Raw genomic sequence first — 19,771 nt, 5'->3', positions numbered from 1 at the left:
TCCGCCAGCGTAAGCCGGAGTGGCAGCGCATCCGGGCCGGAGTGGCAGCGCATCCAGCCGGGGAGCGGCTCGGGCGGCGGGGGCATCACCGCGGCACCGGCCGGGAGCCGGCGGGGTGGCGGGCGAGGGGCGGTGTCGGGGTGGTCTGCCACGATGGTCGGCATGGGTGGCTGGGTGGTGGTGGACGTCGAGACGTCGGGGATGACGCCGTCGGTCGACCGGGTGCTGTCGGTGGCGGCCGTGGTGATCGACGACGACGGCGAGGTGGTCGAGGAGTTCGCGACCCTGCTCAACCCGGGGGTCGACCCGGGCCCCGTCCACGTGCACGGGCTCACCCCGGCCCTCCTCGCGGGCAAGCCCCGCTACGCGGAGGTGGCCGCGGACCTGGACCGGGTGCTCGACGGCCGCACCGTGGTGGCCCACAACGCCACGTTCGACGCGTCCTTCCTGGCGTCCGAGGCGCGGCGCGCGGGGCTCGAGCCGCCGCTGGAGCGCTTCCTGTGCACCCTCGACCTTGCCGGGAGGCTGCACCTGTCCACCACCGACCTCAAGCTGTCCACGCTCGCCGCGCACTTCGGCGTGGAGCAGCGGGCCGCGCACGACGCCCACGACGACGCCCTGGTGCTGGCCGGCGTGTTCGCCGGCCTGCTCGGGGTGGCCGCCGCCAAGGACGTGCGGCCCACCGTGCGGGAGCTCGAGGGGATGCTCCCGGACCCCGACTCGGGGTTCCTGGTCTCCCGCGTGTGGGCGGAGGCGCTCGCGGCGCCCCGGCTCTGGCGGCCGGCGGGGAGGCTGCGGCGCTCCGGCGGGCTGGTGCAGGGGATGGAGGTGGTCTTCACGCAGGACGTGGACAGGGACCCGGAGGAGATCGCCGGGCTCGTCGTCGACAAGGGTCTCTACCTGGCCGACCGGATCTCCTCCCGCACCTCCCTGGCGGTGTGCGACGCTCCTGACGCCGTGCGCGGCCGCACGGTGTTCGCCCGCAGGAAGGGGCTCGAGCTGGTGCCGTTCGCCCGGTTCGAGGCGATGCTCGCCGACGTCGCGCCCGGGCGGCCCGTCGCCGGCCCGCAGGCGGTGGACGGCGCGCAGGAGGCGCTGTTCTAGGGGCGGCCGTCACGGATAGGGGCGTCCCTCGCGCTGCCGCGGCAGGTCGGGGGGGTGGCCGGAGAGCCGGGAGGGGTCCTCGGGTCGGGTGCCGCGGTGGAAGAGGATCCGGTTGACCCCCCAGTGCAGCGCCCACAACCCCACGCCCACCACGAGCAGGATGGCGGCGATGCGATAGTCATCGGTCGCCCGCCCGGACAGGGGCGAGACCAGGAACGCGCAGCACACGGCGCCGAGGATCGGCAGCACGGTCGGCGCGCGGAAGTGGCGGTGGTCGGCGGGATCCCGCCGGAGGACGAGCACCGCGACGTTCGTCACCGTGAACACCCCGAGCAGCAGGAGCGAGGTGGTCCCGCCCAGCGTCGCGAGGTCGGCAAAGGTGATGAGGCCGACCGCGATGGCCGTGGTGAACACGATCGCCACCCACGGGGTGCGGCGGCCGGGGAGGACCCGGCCGAGCACCGGCGGCAGCACCTGCTCGTTGGCCATGCCGTAGAGCAGGCGGGACGCCATGAGCATGTTGATCAGCGCGGAGTTGGCCACGGCGAACATGGTGATGAACGCGAAGACCCACACCGGGAACGCCGGCGCGCCGGCCGCGACCACCTTGAGCAGCGGGGTCTCGCCCTGGCCCAGGTCCTCGGGGCTCACCAGCGTCACCGAGGCGATCGCCACCAGGATGTACACGACGCCGGTGATCGTGAGGCCGGTGAGCATGATCTTGGGGAAGATCTTCACGGGGTCCCTGGTCTCCTCGGCCATGTTGACGGAGTCCTCGAAGCCGACCAGCGCGAAGAACGCCAGTGCGGTGGCGGCGGTGACGGCCCGGAAGGGGCTCTCGCCCTGGTCCACCCGGAGTTGCCCGGCGCGGGAGAGGTCACCCTGCCCCTGGCTGATCGCCCACGCGCCGATCGCGATGATGATGAGCAGGCCGGACAACTCGACGCAGGTGAGCACCACGTTGAGCCGGACGGACTCGGCCACGCCGCGGAGGTTGACCACGGCGACGGCGGTGATGAAGCACAGCGCGATGCCGATCAGCGGCCAGGTCCCGGACGCCAACTCCAGGCCCACCGCCTGGTCGAGATTCCCCGCGAACGCGATGGCGGCGGAGGACGCGGAGGTGAGACCGGAGCACATGACGGTGAACGCCACGAGGAAGGTGAGGAAGTGCACCCGGAAGGCGCGGTGCGTGTAGACGGCCGCGCCGCCGGCCCGCGGGTACTTGGTGACCAGCTCGAGGTAGCTGGCCGCCGTGAGCATGGCCACGGCGAACGCCACGAGGAACGGCAGCCACACCGCCCCGCCGACCTCCCCGGCGACCTTCCCGGTGAGGGCGTAGATGCCGGTGCCGAGGATGTCGCCGACGATGAACAGCAGGAGCAGGCCGGGACCCATCACGCGCCTGAGGGCGGGCTGGCCGGTGGTGCGTTCCGGGCCGGTGACGACGGGGACGCCCGCGGCCGGCGGGGGATCGGGCGGTCCGGGCATGGCGTGCTCCCTCCGGCGGATGTGTGAGGTGTACCACGGCGATCGTGAGCATCCCACCGCGTGGGCGGCGGTGGACGTGCTCTGCGTGGGATGATGGGCCACGGCCACCGATCGTCGACCACAGGAGTACCGCCCCGTGCCCGCACCCCAGAATGCCGCCGCCCGCGAGGTCTACGAGAAGGAGCGGGCTCACGTCCTGACCCCGTGGTCCGCCTGGGGCGCCACCGATCCCATGGTCGTCACCGCCGCCGAGGGCTGCTACCTCACCGACGGTGACGGCAACCGGCTGCTCGACTTCACCTCTCAGCTGGTCAACACCAACATCGGCCACCAGCACCCCGTGGTGGTCAAGGCGATCCAGGACCAGGCCGCCGAGCTGTGCACCATCAACCCCGCGCACGCCAACGCCGCCCGGGCCGAGGCCGCCCGCCTGATCGCCGAGGTCGCGCCCGCCGGGATGAACCGCGTGTTCTTCACCAACGCCGGCACCGAGGCCGTCGAGCACGCCGTCCGCATGGCGCGCCGCCACACCGGCCGCCACAAGACCCTCTCGGCCTTCCGCAGCTACCACGGCGCCACCACCACCTCGATGAACCTCACCGGCGACACCCGCCGCTGGGCCAACGATCTCGGCAACACAGGTGCCGTCCACTTCCACGCGCCCTACCTGTACCGCTCGCAGTTCTACGCCGAGAACACCAAGCAGGAGTGCGACCGCGCGCTCGAGCACCTGGACTCGCTCATCGGGCTCGAGGGGCCGGACCACTTCGCCGCCCTCATCATCGAGTCGGTGCCCGGGACCGTGGGCATCATGGTGCCGCCGGCCGACTACCTCCGCGGCGTCCGCGAGATCTGCGACAAGTACGGGATCGTCATGATCTGCGACGAGGTGATGTCCGGCTTCGGCCGCACCGGCGCCTGGCTGGCCCTGGACAACTTCCGGTCCGGCGACGACGACTGGGCGCCCGACCTCATCACCTTTGCCAAGGGCTCCAACTCCGGCTACGTGCCGCTCGGCGGCGTGATCCTGCACGACCGGATCGCCGCGTCCTTCGAGACGACGCCCTACACCGGCGGACTCACGTACGGCGGCCACCCGCTGGCGTGCGCGTCCGTGGTGGCGACCATCAACCTCATGCGCGACGAAGGGATCGTCGAGAACGCCCGGATGATCGGCGAGGAGGTCATCGGGCCGCGCCTGCGAGAACTCGCCGAGAAGCATCCGTCGATCGGCGAGGTCCGCGGACTCGGCGTGTTCTGGGCCGTGGAGATGGTGGCCGACCGCGAGACCCGCGAGCCCCTGGCCCCCTACGGCGGATCGTCGGAGGCCATGGCCAAGACCTTCGGGGCGGCCAAGAAGGACGGCGTGCTGCTGTTCATGAACTACAACCGCTTCCACATCGTGCCGCCGTGCATCATCACGCCCGACGAGGCCCGCGAGGGCCTGGACGTGTTCGACCGCGCGCTCGACGTGGCCGATTCCTACGTGGGGAGCTGAGCCGACATGGCGCTGGTGCTGAGGCTGATCGTCAACGCGGTCGCCCTGTGGGTGGCGACCCTGATCGTGCCGGGGATCGACCTGCACGAGACGGTGGGCATCTACGACCCGGGTGCCGGCGCCCTGGAGGATCAGGTGAGCATCCCGACCGTCGCCGCGCTGCTCATCGTGGCGGTGGTGTTCACGCTGGTCAACGCGGTGATCAAGCCGTTCGTGCAGCTGCTCTCGCTGCCGTTGACCATCCTCACGCTGGGCCTGTTCCTGCTCGTGGTCAACGCCCTGATGCTCATGCTGACGAGCTGGGTCACCACGACGTTCCAGCCGTTCGGCGCGGAGTACGCGGTGAGCGGGTTCTGGGCGGCCTTCTTCGGCGCCATCGTGATCGGCCTGGTCAACTGGGTGTTCGCCATGCTCATCCCGGGCCGCGCACGCGACTGACCCGCCCCCGCTCGCGACCGACCCGCCCCCGCTCCGCCGTCGTGCGGGGACGGGGTCAGGAGCCGAAGGCCGCCGAGGAGACGCCGGTCGGGATCCACCCCTGGGACGCGATGTCCCGGATGAACTGCATCTGCGGGTAGAAGGCGTTGCCCGGGCACGCGGTCCCGCCCCAGTCGCGGTGGCCCGAGACGGCGGGCATCGGCCGGGTGGCCCCACCCTGGGGGTTGCGGTAGATGATCCCGCCCCGCGGATTGATGCCCGTGGCGCCCGTGAGCGCGCGCACGCAGTTGATGGTCGCGCCGACCGCGGCCGCGGTGGGCGGCGCGCCGGTGAAGTCGCCGAGCAGGCTGATGCCGATGTTGCCGTTGTTGACCCCGGCGGTGTGGCCGCCGGTGACGACGGGGGGAGCGATGCCGCCGACGGGCGGGAACTGGAACACCGGGGTGCCGCCGACGGTTCCGCCACGGCCCTGATAGATCCGGCCCTCCGGATCGATGATCAGGTGGTACCCGATGTCGCCCCAGCCCAGGGTGTTGGCGTGGTAGTTGTAGATCGCCCGCACGCTGGCGGCGCGGTCCGGCCCCGCGGGCGTGGCGGTGTGGTGGATCGTGATGGCCTGGGCGGGGAAGAACTGCGGCGCGCCCCACCCGTTGCCGGAGACGTCGCCCGCACCCCACGCGGCGCGGGGGATGATCGGCAGGCCGAGCAGGCCGGTGCTGCCGAGGCTGTAGTTGCGCGGCGCGCCGCGGCCGTCGTCGAACGCGGTGGCGCGGGACCCCTGCGGCGCGTCGACCTCGTAGCCCACGGCGCCCTCCGGCGCGGACACGAGCTCGGCGGCGGCGGCGCTGCCGGAGTCGGGGGCGGTGTCCATGGCCTCGAGCGGGAGCCAGTCGCCCACCGAGCCGTCGGGGAACGCGAACCGGATGCGGCCGGCGATCTCCTCGACGCTGGGGAAGGTGACGCCGACGTAGCCCAGCGGGCCGTTCGGCTGGATCATGCCGCTGCCCGTCGAGACCGACCTGAGCAGATCCTGCGCCACACCGAGCGAGCCGGTGTCGAACGGGTTGGCACCGGCGACGGGGCCGCCGACGGTGGAGGCGACTGCGGCGCCCACTCCCACGGAAGCTGCGGTGAGGAACCCACGGCGTGAAACGGGCATGAGGCAAGACTCCAGACTTGGTGGTGCGAAGAGCAGACGCCTGGCATATCGGCGCGGTCGGCCGCCACATTACGCGCTCGGCGTAACCAAATCGAGACCATCGTTACCGGAGTGATACATGTGAAAGATGAGGCGCGGGGGGTGGCCGCGTGCCCGTCCCGGGCCCCCCGGGGCGCCCGCGCGGGGCGGCCCGGCGGGACCCGGGGAGCCCGCCTCAGGGGGCCCAGGTGCGGGCGCCCTCGGTGCTGCCGATGGTGGCGGCGTCCTCGTCGGCCTCGTCCGCGTACGCGCGGTTGACGGCGGAGACCACGGCCCGCAGGGACGCGGTGGTGATGGAACCGGCCCGGCCGACCCCCCAGAAGACCCGGTTGCCGAACTGCACCTCGACGAACGCCGCCGCGGTCGCGTCGTCGCCTGCGGTCATCGCATGCTCCGAGTAGTCGAGGATGCGCACCTCGTCGTCGAACATCTCGTTCAGGGCGGCGACGAACGCCGCCAGGGGGCCGTTTCCGGTCCCCGTCAGCTCCCTGGTCTGGCCCTTCCACTTGACCACGGCGTCGATCGAGTCCTCGCCGTCGTCGGTCTCCGCCGGCTCCAGGTGCTGGGACATGCGCTCCATGGGGGAGACGCGGTCCAGGTACTCCAGCGAGAAGATGTCCCACATCTGCTTGGGCGTGACCTCGCCGCCCTCGGAGTCGGTGACGCTCTGGACCAGCCCCGAGAACTCCATCTGCAGGCGGCGCGGCAGCTGCAGGCCGTAGTCGCTCTTCATGATGTACGCGACGCCGCCCTTGCCGGACTGCGAGTTGACGCGGATCACGGCCTCGTAGGTGCGGCCCTCGTCCTTGGGGTCGATCGGCAGGTACGGGACCTCCCAGGTGACGTCGGTGATGTCGGCGCCGCGGGCGTCGGCCTCGGCCTGGAGGGCGTCGAAGCCCTTGTTGATCGCGTCCTGGTGCGAGCCGGAGAACGCGGTGAAGACCAGGTCGCCGCCGTACGGGTGGCGCTCGGGCACGCGCAGCTGGTTGGCGTACTCGACCGTCCGGCGGATCTCGTCCATGTCCGAGAAGTTGATCTGCGGGTCCACGCCGCGGGTGAGCATGTTCATGCCCAGCGTGACCAGGCAGACGTTGCCGGTGCGCTCGCCGTTGCCGAACAGGCAGCCCTCGATCCGGTCGGCGCCGGCCTGGAACGCCAGTTCGGCGGCGGCCACGCCGGTGCCGCGGTCGTTGTGCGGGTGCAGCGACATGATGGTGGAGTCGCGGTGGGCCAGGTTGCGGTGCATCCACTCGATCTGGTCGGCGTACACGTTGGGCGTGGCCATCTCGACCGTCGCCGGCAGGTTGATGATGATGGGGTTCTCCGGCGTCGCGCCCACGACCTCGGTGACGGCGTCGCAGACCTCCTTGGAGAACGCCAGCTCGGTACCGGTGAACGACTCGGGCGAGTACTCCCAGCGCCAGTTGGTGTCCGGGTAGTCGCGCGCGATGGTGGTGACCAGCTCGGCGGCGTCGGTGGCGATCTTCTTGATGGCGTCGCGGTCCTTACGGAACACCACCTTGCGCTGCAGGATCGAGGTGGAGTTGTAGAAGTGCACGATCACGTTCGACGCGCCCTCGCACGCCTCGAACGTGCGGCGGATCAGGTCCTCGCGGCACTGGACCAGCACCTGGATGGTGACGTCCTCGGGGATCGCGTCGTCCTCGATGATCTCGCGGACGAAGTCGAAGTCCGTCTGCGACGCCGACGGGAAGCCGACCTCGATCTCCTTGTAGCCCATCCGCACGAGCAGCTCGAACATGCGGCGCTTGCGGGCCGGGCTCATGGGGTCGATCAGGGCCTGGTTGCCGTCGCGCAGGTCCACGGCGCACCACTGCGGGGCGTGGGAGATGGTCTTGTCCGGCCACGTGCGGTCGGGCAGCGAGACGTCCTCGACCTCGTCCGCGAAGGAGCGGTAGCGATGCGTCGGCATCGACGAGCCCTTCTGGCGGTTCCACGACGGTTGGTCGGGGCGTCCGGGCTTGGAGGGGGGAGTGATGGTCGACGACGACGAGACGAATGCGTCAGCGGGAGACATAACGGGGCTCTTTCCTGGATGCGATCTGGTGGGATCGGACCGGCGCGACGAGATCCCGCGACGGGGAGCCGGTCCGCCTCAGCGGGCCCCGCCGCGGCACCCAAGAAGGAGCACGCGCTGCATGGGGGCCACGATACACCGATTCCGAGGGCGTCACGGAATCGGGATGGTGAAGGTCGTGGACTCGGTGGTGACCGGTCCGGGCGGGGAGAGTGGCGAACCGGGTCCCAGTTCCTCGCCGTGGTGCATCGACCCCCACACCTGGCTGCACCCGGCCTCCTCGGCCACCTCGACGGCCTTGTCGACCAACTGGTGGGCGATCCCCTCGTTCCGCAGGTCCTCGCGCACGCAGATGCCGTAGACGAACAGGTCCGGGCTGGCGCCCAGGTGGCTGGTCTCGACCGCGACGAGCATTCCCACGGGAACCTCGTCCCTGATCGCCAGCAGGAGCAGGTTGGATCCGCGGTCCAGGAAGTCCTGGGTCCACTCGGCGGTGGGCGGGGTGGAGAACAGGTCCGTGGCGGACAGCACGAGGTCCGCGTCGGAGCGCGAAGCCCGACGGACAACGACCTCGTGCGCGTCCATCAGTCCAGTGTGGCAAACCCGGGCGGATTCGGCACGGTCGACGCCGATCGCGTCTCCGTCACCGCCCGGCGACCAGCCGGCCGGGAATGGCCTCGAGGAGCTCCCGGGTGTACTCGTGCTGCGGATCGGAGAACACCTCCGCCACGGGTCCGGACTCCACGGCCACGCCGTGCCGCATGACCACCACGTCGTCGCTGATCTGGCGGACCACCGCGAGGTCGTGCGAGATGAACAGGTAGCCGAGGTCGTGGTCGCGCTGCAAGCGTGCCAGGAGGTCGAGGATCTCCGCCTGGACCCGCACGTCGAGCGCGGAGACCGGTTCGTCGAGGACCACCAGATCGGGGTTGAGGACCAGGGCCCGGGCGATCGCGACCCGCTGCCGCTGCCCGCCCGACAGCTGGGCGGGCAGGCGTGTCAGGTACTCGGCACCCAGCGCCACCTGGTCCAGCATCTCCCGCGCCGATCGCCGCCGCGAGCCCCGGTCGCCGATCCCGAACGCCGCCAGGGGTTCGGTGACGATCTGCTCGACGGTGAGCTTGGGGTTGAGCGCCGAGTAGGGGTTCTGGTGCACCAGCTGCACCCGGCGACGGAACTCCCTCAGCTCCCGGCCCCGCAACGCGGTGACCGGGCGGCCCCCGACGCTCACCTGACCGGAGGTCGCGGTCTCCAGCCGGGCGACGATCCGCGCCGTGGTGGACTTGCCGGATCCGGACTCGCCCACCAGTGACAGGGTGCGGCCGCGGTGGATCCGGAAGCTCACCTGTCTCACCGCGTCGAAGCCGCGGCCCCGGCCCACGCGGAAGCTCTTGGACAGCCCGTCGACCGAGACCAGGGGCTCGCCCCGGGGTGCCGGTTCCCCGGACGTGCCCGCGGCCGGCTGCGATCCCGCCGAGCCCGCCACCGCCACACGCCCACGGGGCTCGACCGTGCGGATGCCGGGTGCGGCCCCGAGGAGCGCCCGCGTGTACTCGTGCGTGGGCGCCGTGAGGATCTGACGCGCGGTGCCCTCCTCGACTATCCGGCCGCCGCTCATCACGACGATCCTGTCGGCGCGGTCGGCGGCCACCCCGAGGTCGTGGGTGATGAGCAGAACCGCGGAGCCGGTGGCCGCGATCCGGGCGTCGAGGTGGTCGAGGATGCGCTTCTGGACCGTCACGTCGAGGGCGCTCGTGGGCTCGTCCGCGATCACGAGGTCGGGGGCGCACGCCAGCGCGATGCCGATGAGCACCCGCTGCCGCTGGCCGCCGGAGAGGTCCTGCGGGTATTGCCGGGCACGCAGCTCCGGGTGGTCGAGCCCCGCCTCGGCGAGGATCCGGATCGCCTCCGCCCGCGCGGTCCTCCGGTCGGCCCGGCCGTGGATGCGCAGCACCTCGGCGATCTGCTCGCCGATCCGGGTGACGGGGTTGAGGGACGAGGCGGGGTCCTGGGGGACGAGCCCGATCCCGGCCCCACGCAGCTTCTCCAGCGCGCGGTGGCCCAGGTGGTCGATGCGCTGGCCGTCGAACTCGATCGTGCCCGACAGGACCCGGCCGGGGCCCAGGCCGACGACCGCGTGGGCGGTGGTGGACTTGCCCGAGCCGGACTCGCCGACGATCGCCACCACCTCGCCGCGGTGGACCTCGAGGTCGATCCCGTGGACCGCGATCACGGCGTCCGGGCCGGAGCCGTAGGCGACCCGCAGGCCGCGGATCGTGAGGACGGGTGCGGTGGCGCTCATGAGCGGTTCCTCCCGGAGAGGCTGTGGCCGAGGTGGTGCGCTGACAGGACGACGGCGATGATCACGAGGCCCGGGAGGGTGGTCATCCACCACGCCACGGACAGGAAGTCGCGTCCCTCGGAGATCATCGAGCCCCATTCCGGGGCGGGCGGCGCGGATCCGAACCCGAGGAAGCTCAGCGCCGAGACCGCGAGGATGGCCATCCCGAACTCCACGGCGGCCAGCGAGATCACCGGGCCGTAGGAGTTGCGCAGGATGTGCCGACCCAGCACCGTCCACCAGCGCACGCCGCTCGCGAAGGCGGCCTCGACGTAGGGTGCCCGGCGGACCCGGAGGACCTCCGAGCGCGTGACGCGGGCGAAGCCGGCGATCATCGCCACTCCCACCGCGATGGCCACGTTGACCGTGCCGAACCCCAGCGCGGTGACCAGGGCGAGGGAGAGCAGCAGGGACGGGATCGAGAGCATCACGTCGACGATCCGCATGAGCACGATGTCCACCGCGCCGCCGACGGTGCCGGCGAGCAGGCCGATCAGGGTGCCCGCCACCAGGGCGATGGTCACCGCGATCAGGGTCGCGGTCAGGGACAGCCGGGCCCCGTAGACGACACGCGTGTAGAGGTCGCGGCCGATGTTGTCCGTGCCGAACCAGTGCTGGGGGCCCGGCGGCCGGAGCTTGTCCGCGGGGACGCCCGCGAGGGGGTCACCCGTGGCGAACACGGACGGGAGGAACGCGAACCCGATCACCGTGAGCACCACCAGCGCGGCCAGGGCCACCGACACGTGGGCCCGGGCCGGCCGGAGTCGGCGGGACCGGGGGCGCCGACCCCGCGGCTCCCCGGTGGAGGGGGCGGGGGATCCGGGGATCGCCGCGGCGGGGGGAGCAGCCGACGGGACGGCCCGGACCCGGGCCGGTTCGCGCTCGGCGAGCAGGACGTCAGACACGGGTCACCTCGATCTTCTCGGCGGACGGTGCGGAGGGTGTTGCGGCGGCCGTCCCCGCCACGCGGGCGGGGCGCGACGCCCGGGCGCCGGTGACGACCCGGGGGTCGATGAGCGGGTACAGCAGGTCGACGACGAGGTTGACGGCGACGAAGACCAGGGTCGACAGGACGACGATCCCCAGCACCACGGGGATGTCCTGGGCGAGGACGGAGGTCTGGGTGAGCCTGCCCACGCCGGCCCGGGAGAACACCGTCTCCACCACCACCGCGCCGGCCAGCAGGTTGGCCACCATGAGGCCGGCGATGGTGAGGGCGGGCAGGCTCGCCGACCGCAGGACGTGGTGCACGAGCACCCGGAAACTGCTCGCGCCCTTGGCCCGCGCAGTCTCGACGAACGGCTGCCGCGAGGTGGTGGCGATGCTCGTCGTGAGCACCTGGGCGATCATCGCCCCCGAGGGGATCGCCAGCGTGATCGCGGGCAGCACCAGGCTGGCGAGCCCTTTGTCCCCGAAGGCCGGAACCCAGCCCAGGGTGAAGGAGAACACCTGGAGCAGCATCAGCCCCACCCAGAAGGTGGGCACCGCGACCCCGAGCGGCGGCAGCGCGAGCAGCCAGGCCCGGACCCGGTCGTGCCCGGGGTAGCCGGAGGCCAGGGCGAGGAGGAGTCCCCCCGCGACGGCCAGGAGGGCCGCCGTGCCCGCCAGCGCGGCCGTCCCGGGGAGGGCCTCCCCGATCGCGGTGGTCACCGGCTGGCCGGTGGCGATCGAGGTGCCCAGATCCCCCTGCGCCGCGTTGCTCAGCGCGGTCCAGTACTGGACCGGCAGCGGCTGGTCCAGGCCGTAGCGGGCCTGCAGCTCGGCCACCGCCGCGTCGTCGACCTGCGCGGACAGGTCCCCGCCCACGGCGATGCTCACCGCGTCGGACGGGAGGACGAACAGGACCGCGAACGCGATCGTGAACGAGCTGAGCAGCACCACCGCGGCCTGGACCACCCGCCAGCCGATGTAGGCGATCACGGGTCAGGCCCCCACGAGCCAGGTGTCGTAGAACACCAGTCGGGCGGTGGCGTCGAAGGTCACGTCCTGCGTGTTCTCCGAGGCGCCGATGACCTGGGACAGCTCGATGGTCGGGATCCACAGACCCGCGTCGAGGACCTGCTCCTGGGCGGTGGCGAGCAGGGCGTTGCGCTTGGCCGTGTCGATCTCCGCGAGCTGGCCGGCCAGCGCGTCGTCGAGCGCCGGGATCGGGTCGGTCCGCTTGTTGAGGTTGGTCCCCTTGAGCGAGAACAGGGTGCGCAGGATGTCGCCGTCGGCACGGGTGACGTTGTAGTACACGGCGTCGTAGTCACCGGAGGTCTGTTTGGCGGTCATCTCCGGCGTGGACACCAGGCCCAGGGTCAGGTCGACACCGACCTCCTTGAGCTGTTGCTGGACCAGCTCGAGGATCGCCTGGTTGCCGGCGAACACGGCACTGTAGGTCACGGTGAACGCCAGGGGCACGCCGTCCTTGGCGCGGATGCCGCCGGGCCCCTCGACCCATCCGGCGTCGTCGAGGATCTCGCGGGCCAGGTCCGGGTCGTGGGTGGCGATGCCGGCGAGGTCCGTGTACCCCGGCGTCCGGGAGGCCAGGGAGCTGGTGGCCGGGTTGAAGTCGTCGTCCAGGACGGTGTCGATGAGCTCCTGCCGGTCGATCGCCGGGATGAGTGCCCGGCGGACGTCCGGGTCCGCGAGCACGCCGCGGGAGACGTTCGGCTGGATCCCGAAGGGCACTCCCGGGTTGCTCGTGGTGACGATCTCGCCGCCGGCGCCCTCGATCTGCGGGGCGTCCTGCGGCAGCGCGTCGCTGATGAGGTCGAGCTGGTCGGAGGAGACGGAGCCGGAGCGGACACCCGACTCGGGGACCACGGTGAACTCGATGCCGTCGAGGTACGCCTCGCCGGTGTGGGAGGCGACGGGGGAGGCCCAGTCGTAGCCGGTCCGTTTCTCCAGGGTGGCCGAGCGGTCCTGCTGCCAGTCGGAGTAGACGAACGGGCCGGTGCCGATGTTCTCACCCGCGCACCGCTCCTCGGCGGACAGGGCGACGGTCGACTCGGACTGGATGCCCAGCTGGGAGGTCGACGAGGCCTGGAGGAACTGGGCGTTGGGCGCCCCGAACTCGATCCGGACCGTCGTGGGGTCCTCCACGGCGATCTCCGTGAGCCCGGCCAGGAAGCTGGAGGCCTGGCCCGCCTTGGCGCCGAGCCCCGGGATGGCCTCGAAGTTGGCGCGGACCGTGTCCGCCGTGAGCGGCGTGCCGTCGCTGAAGGTCACGCCCTCGCGGAGGTGGAACGTGAAGGAGGTGGCGTCCGCGCTGACGTCCCAGCGCTCGGCGAGCCACGGGGTGATCTCGCCGGTCTCCGGGTCCTGGTCGGTGAGGGAGTCGACGACCTGGCGGGTGACGTAGATGGTCTGGTTGGTGCCGGCCTGGGTGGGGTCGGAGCAGGTCGGGGCCTGGGAGAGGCCGTAGCGCAGGGTGCCGCCGGGCGTGGGGTCGCCGGCGTCGGCGCCGGTGGTCGGGCCGGCGGACCCGCACGCGGCCGCCGCGAGGGACACGGTGAGCAGGGCGGCCGTGCCGGTGAGCAGGCGTGGGAGTCGGGTGGTCATCGGGTGCCTCCGTGGGCGGTCGTCAGGGGGGAGTCGGTGTGGTGGGCGGCGCGCACCGGGGCGGGTGGGAGATCGAGGTGCTCCCGCAGGGTCGACCCGGTGTAGGCGGTGCGGTAGGCGCCGCGCTCCTGGAGGGCGGGGACGAGCTTGTCGACGACGTCGTCGAGCCCGCCCGGGACGATGTACGGGGTGATGTTGAGCCCGTCGATCGCACCGCTACGGACGTAGTGGATCAGCCGGTCGGCGACGGCCGACGGCGTGCCCACCCAGCCGCGGCGGGCCGAGGTCTCGATGATGAGCTGCCGGATGGACAGGGTCCTCGCCTCGGCCAGCGCGCGCCACTGCGTCGCGATCTCCAGCGGGTCCTTGAGCCCGAACGCCGAGCCGCGCGTCACCGAGATCGGGGCCGGCTCCGGGTCGTCCGCGGGCAGCGGGCCGTCCGGGTCCAGGTGGGACAGGTCCCTGCCCCAGACCTGCCCGAGGATGGACAGGGCCGTGGCGCCGCTGAACTGGCCCTCGCGGACCCATCGCAGCTTCTCCTCGACCTCGGCCTCGGTGTCGGCGAGGACCACCTCGGCACCGGGCAGGATCCGCAGCTCGTCCGGCTGCCGCCCGAACGCGCGCAACCGGGCGCGCACATCGTTCGCGAAGGACAGGGCGTCGTCGAGGTCGCCGCCGTGCGCGGAGAAGATCACGTCGGCGTACTTCGCGGCGAAGTCGCGGCCCTGTGCGGAGTCCCCGGCCTGGAAGAGCACCGGGTGGCCCTGCCGGCTGCGCGGGGTGGTGGGGTGGAGGTCCACGTCGAACTGGGGCCCGGTCCACCGCGCCCTGCGCAGTGCACCCGCGTGGGACCAGCCGGGGGCGTCGGTGCCGGTGGCGACGGCGTCGTGGTCCCACCCGTCCCAGATCGCGCGGGCGGCCTCGACGAACTGCCCCGCGCGCTCGTAGCGCAGGGAGTGGTCGAGGAAGCCGCCGCGGCGGAAGTTCTCGCCGGTCCAGGCGTTGTCGGTGGTGACCATGTTCCACCCCGCACGCCCCTCCGAGAGCAGGTCGAGGCTGGACAGCCGCCGGGCCAGGTCGGCGGGCTCGTTGTAGGTGGTGTTCTGGGTGGCCACCAGGCCGAGGTGGCGGGTGATCCCGGCCAGGGCCGAGAGCTGGGTGATGGCGTCCGGGCGGCCGGCCACGTCCAGGTCCAGGAGCTTGCCCTGCTGTTCGCGCAGTCGGAGCCCCTCGCCCAGGAAGAAGGCGTCGAACAGGCCGCGCTCGGCGGTCTGCGCGAGGTGCCGGAACGACTCGAAGTCGATCTGGGAGCCGCTGGCGGGGTCGGACCAGATGGTCGTGTGGTTGACCCCCTGGAAGAACACCCCGAGGTGGACCTGCGCGTCGGGCCGCGGGTGGTCGGTGGTCCGGTCGGGATCGGGTCGGTGGGTGTGGGTGGTCATGACGCTCCGATGAGGTTGACGGGCCGGGCGAGGCCGAGGTGGTCGCGGAGAGTGGCCCCGACGAGGGGCCGGCGGAGGACGCGGCGGCCGAGGAGCGCCGGGAGGACGAGCCGGGTGAGGACCCGGATCTCCTCGTCCAGCACCAGCGGTCGCAGGATCGCGCCGTCGAGGAAGGACGCGAGCTCGGTGAGGATCCCGACGACCGTCGCGGCGTCCCCGGTGGCGGAGAAGGCGCCCGGATCGAGCACGAACCCGGTGTGGGCGTCGAGCGAGTCGATGCGCTGGGAGGCGGTCTCCGTCGGGTGGCCGGGACGGTCGAGGTCCAGGGCGACGAACACCTCGGCCACCACCCGCCCGGAACCGGCCAGACGGGCGTTCCGCGCGGCCGCGCGAAGCCGGTCCACGCTGTCGCCGGAGACCACCACCACGTCGGCGGCGTCCGCCGGGAGCTCGCCGTCCCGGCCGAACACCACGACCTGCCCCTGCGGGGGCCGGGGCACGATGGACGGCCCCGTGACGCTGAGGTTCTCGCCGACGAAGCCGACGTGGCGGATCCGGTCGCGGTCGAGGTAGCGGCCGGTGGTCGAGTCGCGGATCACGGCGTCGTCGTCCCACGAGTCCCACAGCGCGCGCGCCACGGTCACCGCGTCGCGCTGGTCGGCGTCGATCTGCTCGTCCGTCCGCGCCGGGACCCCGAAGGCCGGACCGGCCGCGCGGTCGGTGGTGCGCGCGGCGAGCCAGCCGGCGCGGCCCCGCGACGCGTGGTCGAGGGAGGCGATCTGGGTGGCGACGTGGAACGGCTCGCTGTAGGTGGTCGACGCCACCGGCACCAGGCCGATGGCGCTGGTGGACCCCGCGACGAACGCGGCGCGGGTCACCGCGTCGATCCGGCCCTGGGTGTCGGGGCCCGGGGCGCCGGCGACCGGCGAGTCGTCGAACAGGGCGAACGTGAACCCGGCGTTCTCCGCCGCCGCGACCACGGTGCGGACCCGGCGCGGGGTGAGGAGTTCGGCGGGCGAGTGGGAGGCCCGACGCCAGGCGGCGGGGTGGTACCCGTCGCCGTCGACGTCCAGACCGAGTGCGAATGTGCTCATGACAATCCCCATGCAGTGGCTAGGAGCTCGTGCGACCGGAGGCGGTCGTCGTGGCGGTGGGTGACGGAGGTGATGACGAGTTCGTCGGCCCCGGTGAGGGCCTGCAGCGCCTCGAGGCGGGCCACGACGGTCCCGGGACCGCCGACGAACTGCGTCTCGACCCGGTCTCGGACCAGGGTCAGTTGCTCGGGCGTGAGGGGCTCGGCGGTCGCGGGGTCGGGGTACTGGACGGCCCCCCGGCCGCTGCGGATGCTGTGCACCCAGTGCGGGTAGGTACTGGCGAGACCGGCGGCGGTGTCGTCGTCGTCGGCCACCACCACGTCCGCGGAGACCACCACATACGGCTCGGGGTACGCCTCGGACGGGACGAACGCGTCCCGGTAGGCCTCGACCGCCTCGAGCGTGGTGGACGGGCTCACGTGGTAGTTCGCCACGAACGGCAGGCCGCGGCTCCCGGCGACCTGCGCGCTCTGGCCCCTGCTGCTGCCGAAGATCCACACCTGCAGGTCCGCGCCGGCCCCGGGCGTGGTGCGCAGTTCGACGCCGTCCGGGGTGGTGTAGCTGCCCCGCAGGAACGCCTCGATGTCGTCGACCTGCTCGGCGAAGTCCGGCGGGATCGCGCCCCTGGGGGTCACCGCGTCGAAGGATCTCGTCGCGAGCCCGCTGGTGAGGAGCTTGCCGAGATCGAGCGGGGCGGGGATGACCACCCCGTCGATCACCTCTCGCTCGCGGGTGGGCGCTCCGGCCTCCGCCGCGGCGGCGGACGCTGTGACCGCCTTCTCGATCTCGGCCCGGCGCTGCCCGGAGCGTCCGAGCCCCAGGTCGAACCGGCCCGGGTGGAACGCGTCGAGGGTCGCCCACTCCTCCACGATGCTCACCGCGGTGCGGTGGCCGGTCTGGACCGCCGCCGACCCGACCCGGATGGTCGAGGTGGCGCCTGCGATCTGCCCCGCCAGCACGACGGGGGAGGAGCTGGCCACGTCGACGAAGTGGTGTTCGGCCAGCCAGTAGCGCGAGTAACCCCACTGCTCGGCGTGCCGGGCCAGGTCCACGGTGTCGTGCAGCGCCGTGGCGGCGTCGGAGCCCTCGCTGATCGGGGCCAGGTCGAGGACGGACAGGGGGACGCGGGTCGGGGCGCTCATACGAGGACCTCCGCCCGTGCGGAACGGTCGATGCGTGCGGTGGTGGCGGTGGGGTCGACGACGACGACATCGGTGGCGTCGCGGTCCGTGAGCAGCGGACGGCTGGGGATCTCCCGGCGCAGGACCGGCGCGATCTCACTCTGGAAGAGTTCCAGCGAATCCCGATGCGCGCCGGCCGGCAGACCGTCGGCGTCGGCGTGGAGGTGGATGACCTCGTGGCCGAACCGCTCGTTGTAGCGCAATACCTTGTCGATGATCTCCTGCGGGCTCCCGAGCAACAGAGAGCTTCTCTCGATTGCGTCCTCCAGGGAATGGAATACCGGCGTGAGGCCGAATTCCTTCGCCCTGGCGATATTCCTCTCGAATACCGGACGATAGGTGTTCTTCGCGTCCTGCGAAATTCTGGCCGCGTAATAGCCGGCGGTGCCCGCGCCCACGCGGGCGTCGGCCGGATCGTGGCCGTGGAATTCCCACCGCTCGCGGTAGTGGTCGATCAATTCCGCGTACGGCTCGATGGGGTTGGTGACGTTCGCCGAGAACACCGGATCCCCGTGCAGGGCGGCCAGTTCGACGGACTCCCGGCTGGTCGCGCTGCCGTGCCAGATGGTGATCCGCTTCTGCAGCGGCCGGGGCAGGGCCTCGGCGTCCGTCAGCGGCGGGCGGAAGTGCCCGCTCCAGTTCACCTTCTCGCTCTCCCAGAGCGCGCGGAAGAGCTCGTACCCCTCGCGGTTGCGGTCCCACTGGTCGGCCTCGGTGACGTGGAAGAGCTGGGCCTGAGCTGCGCCGTTGCCCTTGCCGACCATCAGCTGGAGGCGGCCCCCGGACAGGTTGTCGAGCGTCGAGTAGTCCTCGAACGCCCGGACCGGGTCGAGCAGGCTCAGGGTGGTGACGGCCGTGAAGAGGGCGATCGACTCGGTTCGCGCCGCGATGTGGCTGAGCACCACCGGGGGCGCGGAGGACAGGAACGGGCGCTCGTGCCGCTCGCCCACCGCGAACCCGTCATAGCCGAGTTGCTCGGCCAGGACGGCGTTGTCCACCACCTCCCGCAACCGTTCGGAGGGTGAGGGCACTCGCCCGGTCGCCGGATCCGGCGACGTGGCGATAAGGGTCATCAACAGGAATTTCACAGGGCTCCTCGCAGGGAAGGCCGCGCGGAATGCGGCCTTATCCATTCATCGGTCCCGGCGGTAGCACCCGCGCCCGAGAAGATCGGGGGGTTGCTGCGATGTCGACGAGCCGGGTCTCTCAATCGCTCGTGATGATGCGAGAGAGACGCTACGGGCGGGATTGACGCCCCGGCAATATTTTCGTGCAGCGGTGAGGAAAGGCCGCAAAGGAATCGTGGGGAGGGGAATTCAGCGCAGTTCGGGACCCGGTTCGGTCTGGAATGCCACGTGGCGGAACCGGGGATTCGCGCCGCACGGGGTCACCTGTTGGCGATCATCCAGTCGATCCAGCCGTTCTGCGCGGGGATCGATTCGTACCAGGCCGGGTTGGTGCCGTCGGGCTGGCGCCGCGCGTGATCCGAGCCCGAGTGCAGGCCCACCAGCCGGTCGCCGTGGAACACGGGCCCGCCGGAGTCGCCGAACCCGTATCCGCCCTGGATGGTGTGGGACAGCCCGATCCGGGAGCCGGCGCGCGGCGCCATCCGGTCGAGGCGCGTCAGGCCGGTGAGCACCTCCGGGGACCGCGCCCCGCCGGCGGTGGTCTCGCCGAAGCCGTGGAAGCGCAGGACGGTGCCGGGGGCGGGGTCGACGCCGCCGCGCAGGACCGCGGGCGCGGGGGCGGGATGGGCCAGCTTGAGCAGCATCACGTCCCCGGCGGGGGCGTGGTAGGCGGCCACGGGGGCGTGCCGGCCGAGGCTGCCGGTGTCGAGGGAACCGAACGCGCCGACGATCGGGGGGCTCGCCAGGGACGCGGTCTCGGCGAAGCCGCCGGGGACGGTGGCCCAGTTGCCGAATCCCAACGTGTAGGCGCCCGCGTCGGCCGGGCCGCAGTGCGCGGCCGTGGCCACCCACCGCGGGGCCACCACAACGCCGGTGCAGGGTGTGCCGGGGGCGGCGTGGAACGAGGTGATCTGGACGGCCCAGGGGGCGGGGCCGGAGGGGGCGCCGTTCACCACGGCGCCGGCGGTCGGGGCGGCGAGGGCCAGGGGGGCGGCCAGGGCGGCGACGGCGGCCGCGGCAGTCGCGAGGCGGGCGGCGCGGCCGAGGTGGGTGGCGCGGTCACCGCGCGCGGAGCGGCCGGTGCCACTGGGGCGAGTGAGGCGCATGGGGCCCAGCCTAGGTGACGCTGCGGGGTCGTCGGGCCGCTTGGGGTGGGTCCTCATGGTTCAGGGATCGCGGGGGACCCCGGGTGCGTTACCCCGGCCGCCTCGCCCCGTACCGCCTCGCCCCGTGCCGGTCCGTCCTCGGGGTCGACCTCCTTGTGCGCGAGCCG

General features: G+C 72.3%; 16 protein-coding genes and 1 riboswitch. Of the genes, 3 read left to right on the top strand and 13 right to left on the bottom strand.

Annotation, left to right across the window (positions count from 1 at the left end; all coding sequences use genetic code 11):
- Nucleotides 1–1,104, top strand: a 1,104-nt coding sequence (locus Q0444_RS01900; protein ID WP_299020884.1) for an exonuclease domain-containing protein, incomplete at its 5' end; no start/stop codon positions are given.
- A gap of 9 nt (nt 1,105–1,113) precedes the next feature.
- On the opposite strand, the gene Q0444_RS01895 is transcribed toward Q0444_RS01900, so the two are convergent.
- On the bottom strand, nt 1,114–2,502 hold the full coding sequence (locus Q0444_RS01895; protein WP_291080834.1) for an APC family permease: 1,389 nt from the start codon (nt 2,500–2,502) through the stop codon (nt 1,114–1,116).
- A 229-nt stretch (nt 2,503–2,731) separates the two neighbouring features.
- Between Q0444_RS01895 and Q0444_RS01890 the strand changes: the two genes are divergently transcribed.
- Complete coding sequence (locus Q0444_RS01890) at nt 2,732–4,093, top strand: aspartate aminotransferase family protein (RefSeq protein ID WP_291080804.1); 1,362 nt, start codon at nt 2,732–2,734, stop codon at nt 4,091–4,093.
- Nucleotides 4,094–4,099: 6 nt separating this feature from the next.
- Nucleotides 4,100–4,531, top strand: a complete 432-nt coding sequence (locus tag Q0444_RS01885; protein ID WP_291080806.1) for a phage holin family protein — start codon at nt 4,100–4,102, stop codon at nt 4,529–4,531.
- A 55-nt stretch (nt 4,532–4,586) separates the two neighbouring features.
- Here the strand turns inward: Q0444_RS01885 and Q0444_RS01880 are convergent, their stop codons facing one another.
- From Q0444_RS01880 to Q0444_RS01825, 12 genes are all read right to left on the bottom strand, one after another.
- Entirely contained in the window at nt 4,587–5,690 is a 1,104-nt protein-coding gene (locus Q0444_RS01880; protein WP_299020879.1) for a peptidoglycan recognition family protein, read from the bottom strand.
- A 214-nt stretch (nt 5,691–5,904) separates the two neighbouring features.
- Nucleotides 5,905–7,767 (bottom strand): 2-isopropylmalate synthase, encoded by a 1,863-nt coding sequence (gene leuA / locus Q0444_RS01875; RefSeq protein ID WP_299020876.1) that lies wholly within the window; start codon nt 7,765–7,767, stop codon nt 5,905–5,907.
- Nucleotides 7,768–7,920: 153 nt separating this feature from the next.
- A complete protein-coding gene (locus Q0444_RS01870; protein ID WP_291080812.1) occupies nt 7,921–8,352 on the bottom strand; it encodes a GNAT family N-acetyltransferase in 432 nt (143 codons plus the stop codon).
- A gap of 58 nt (nt 8,353–8,410) precedes the next feature.
- Nucleotides 8,411–10,069, bottom strand: a complete 1,659-nt coding sequence (locus tag Q0444_RS01865) for an ABC transporter ATP-binding protein (RefSeq protein ID WP_291080814.1) — start codon at nt 10,067–10,069, stop codon at nt 8,411–8,413.
- Nucleotides 10,066–10,851: an ABC transporter permease gene (locus Q0444_RS01860; RefSeq protein WP_291080836.1), complete on the bottom strand. Its 786-nt coding sequence runs from the start codon at nt 10,849–10,851 to the stop codon at nt 10,066–10,068. The genes Q0444_RS01865 and Q0444_RS01860 overlap by 4 nt, the downstream gene beginning before the upstream one ends.
- Nucleotides 10,852–11,005: 154 nt before the next feature.
- Nucleotides 11,006–12,028, bottom strand: a complete 1,023-nt coding sequence (locus Q0444_RS01855; RefSeq protein ID WP_291080816.1) for an ABC transporter permease — start codon at nt 12,026–12,028, stop codon at nt 11,006–11,008.
- A gap of 3 nt (nt 12,029–12,031) precedes the next feature.
- The gene (locus Q0444_RS01850) at nt 12,032–13,654 is read right to left on the bottom strand and encodes an ABC transporter substrate-binding protein (RefSeq protein WP_291080818.1); all 1,623 of its coding nucleotides are present in this window, start codon (nt 13,652–13,654) and stop codon (nt 12,032–12,034) included.
- The gene (locus Q0444_RS01845; protein ID WP_291080820.1) at nt 13,651–15,096 is read right to left on the bottom strand and encodes an NtaA/DmoA family FMN-dependent monooxygenase; all 1,446 of its coding nucleotides are present in this window, start codon (nt 15,094–15,096) and stop codon (nt 13,651–13,653) included. Before Q0444_RS01845 ends, Q0444_RS01850 begins: the two co-directional genes overlap by 4 nt.
- Complete coding sequence (locus Q0444_RS01840; protein WP_291080822.1) at nt 15,093–16,190, bottom strand: LLM class flavin-dependent oxidoreductase; 1,098 nt, start codon at nt 16,188–16,190, stop codon at nt 15,093–15,095. Before Q0444_RS01840 ends, Q0444_RS01845 begins: the two co-directional genes overlap by 4 nt.
- On the bottom strand, nt 16,187–17,332 hold the full coding sequence (locus tag Q0444_RS01835; RefSeq protein ID WP_291080824.1) for an LLM class flavin-dependent oxidoreductase: 1,146 nt from the start codon (nt 17,330–17,332) through the stop codon (nt 16,187–16,189). Before Q0444_RS01835 ends, Q0444_RS01840 begins: the two co-directional genes overlap by 4 nt.
- Nucleotides 17,329–18,459, bottom strand: coding sequence for an LLM class flavin-dependent oxidoreductase (locus Q0444_RS01830; protein ID WP_291080826.1), 1,131 nt, complete (start codon nt 18,457–18,459; stop codon nt 17,329–17,331). Before Q0444_RS01830 ends, Q0444_RS01835 begins: the two co-directional genes overlap by 4 nt.
- A 42-nt stretch (nt 18,460–18,501) precedes the next feature.
- Nucleotides 18,502–18,596: riboswitch (SAM riboswitch) on the bottom strand.
- Between the two features lie 162 nt (nt 18,597–18,758).
- The gene (locus Q0444_RS01825; RefSeq protein ID WP_291080828.1) at nt 18,759–19,604 is read right to left on the bottom strand and encodes a trypsin-like serine protease; all 846 of its coding nucleotides are present in this window, start codon (nt 19,602–19,604) and stop codon (nt 18,759–18,761) included.
- Nucleotides 19,605–19,771: the final 167 nt, after the last annotated feature.

The organism is uncultured Dietzia sp., from assembly GCF_937873725.1.
Taxonomy (GTDB): domain Bacteria; phylum Actinomycetota; class Actinomycetes; order Mycobacteriales; family Mycobacteriaceae; genus Dietzia.
The sequence above is the reverse complement of the archived record's forward strand: the minus strand, read 5'-3'. Positions and strand labels throughout refer to the sequence as shown.

Excerpts from the sequence above, each read along its gene's own strand:
- Q0444_RS01895 (WP_291080834.1), bottom strand. The coding sequence starts at position 2,502 with ATGGGTCCCGGCCTGCTCCTGCTGTTCATCGTCGGCGACATCCTCGGC.
- Q0444_RS01885 (WP_291080806.1), top strand. The coding sequence starts at position 4,100 with ATGGCGCTGGTGCTGAGGCTGATCGTCAACGCGGTCGCCCTGTGGGTG.
- Q0444_RS01880 (WP_299020879.1), bottom strand. The coding sequence starts at position 5,690 with ATGCCCGTTTCACGCCGTGGGTTCCTCACCGCAGCTTCCGTGGGAGTG.
- leuA (WP_299020876.1), bottom strand. The coding sequence starts at position 7,767 with ATGTCTCCCGCTGACGCATTCGTCTCGTCGTCGTCGACCATCACTCCC.
- Q0444_RS01870 (WP_291080812.1), bottom strand. The coding sequence starts at position 8,352 with ATGGACGCGCACGAGGTCGTTGTCCGTCGGGCTTCGCGCTCCGACGCG.
- Q0444_RS01865 (WP_291080814.1), bottom strand. The coding sequence starts at position 10,069 with ATGAGCGCCACCGCACCCGTCCTCACGATCCGCGGCCTGCGGGTCGCC.
- Q0444_RS01850 (WP_291080818.1), bottom strand. The coding sequence starts at position 13,654 with ATGACCACCCGACTCCCACGCCTGCTCACCGGCACGGCCGCCCTGCTC.
- Q0444_RS01845 (WP_291080820.1), bottom strand. The coding sequence starts at position 15,096 with ATGACCACCCACACCCACCGACCCGATCCCGACCGGACCACCGACCAC.
- Q0444_RS01840 (WP_291080822.1), bottom strand. The coding sequence starts at position 16,190 with ATGAGCACATTCGCACTCGGTCTGGACGTCGACGGCGACGGGTACCAC.
- Q0444_RS01835 (WP_291080824.1), bottom strand. The coding sequence starts at position 17,332 with ATGAGCGCCCCGACCCGCGTCCCCCTGTCCGTCCTCGACCTGGCCCCG.
- Q0444_RS01825 (WP_291080828.1), bottom strand. The coding sequence starts at position 19,604 with ATGCGCCTCACTCGCCCCAGTGGCACCGGCCGCTCCGCGCGCGGTGAC.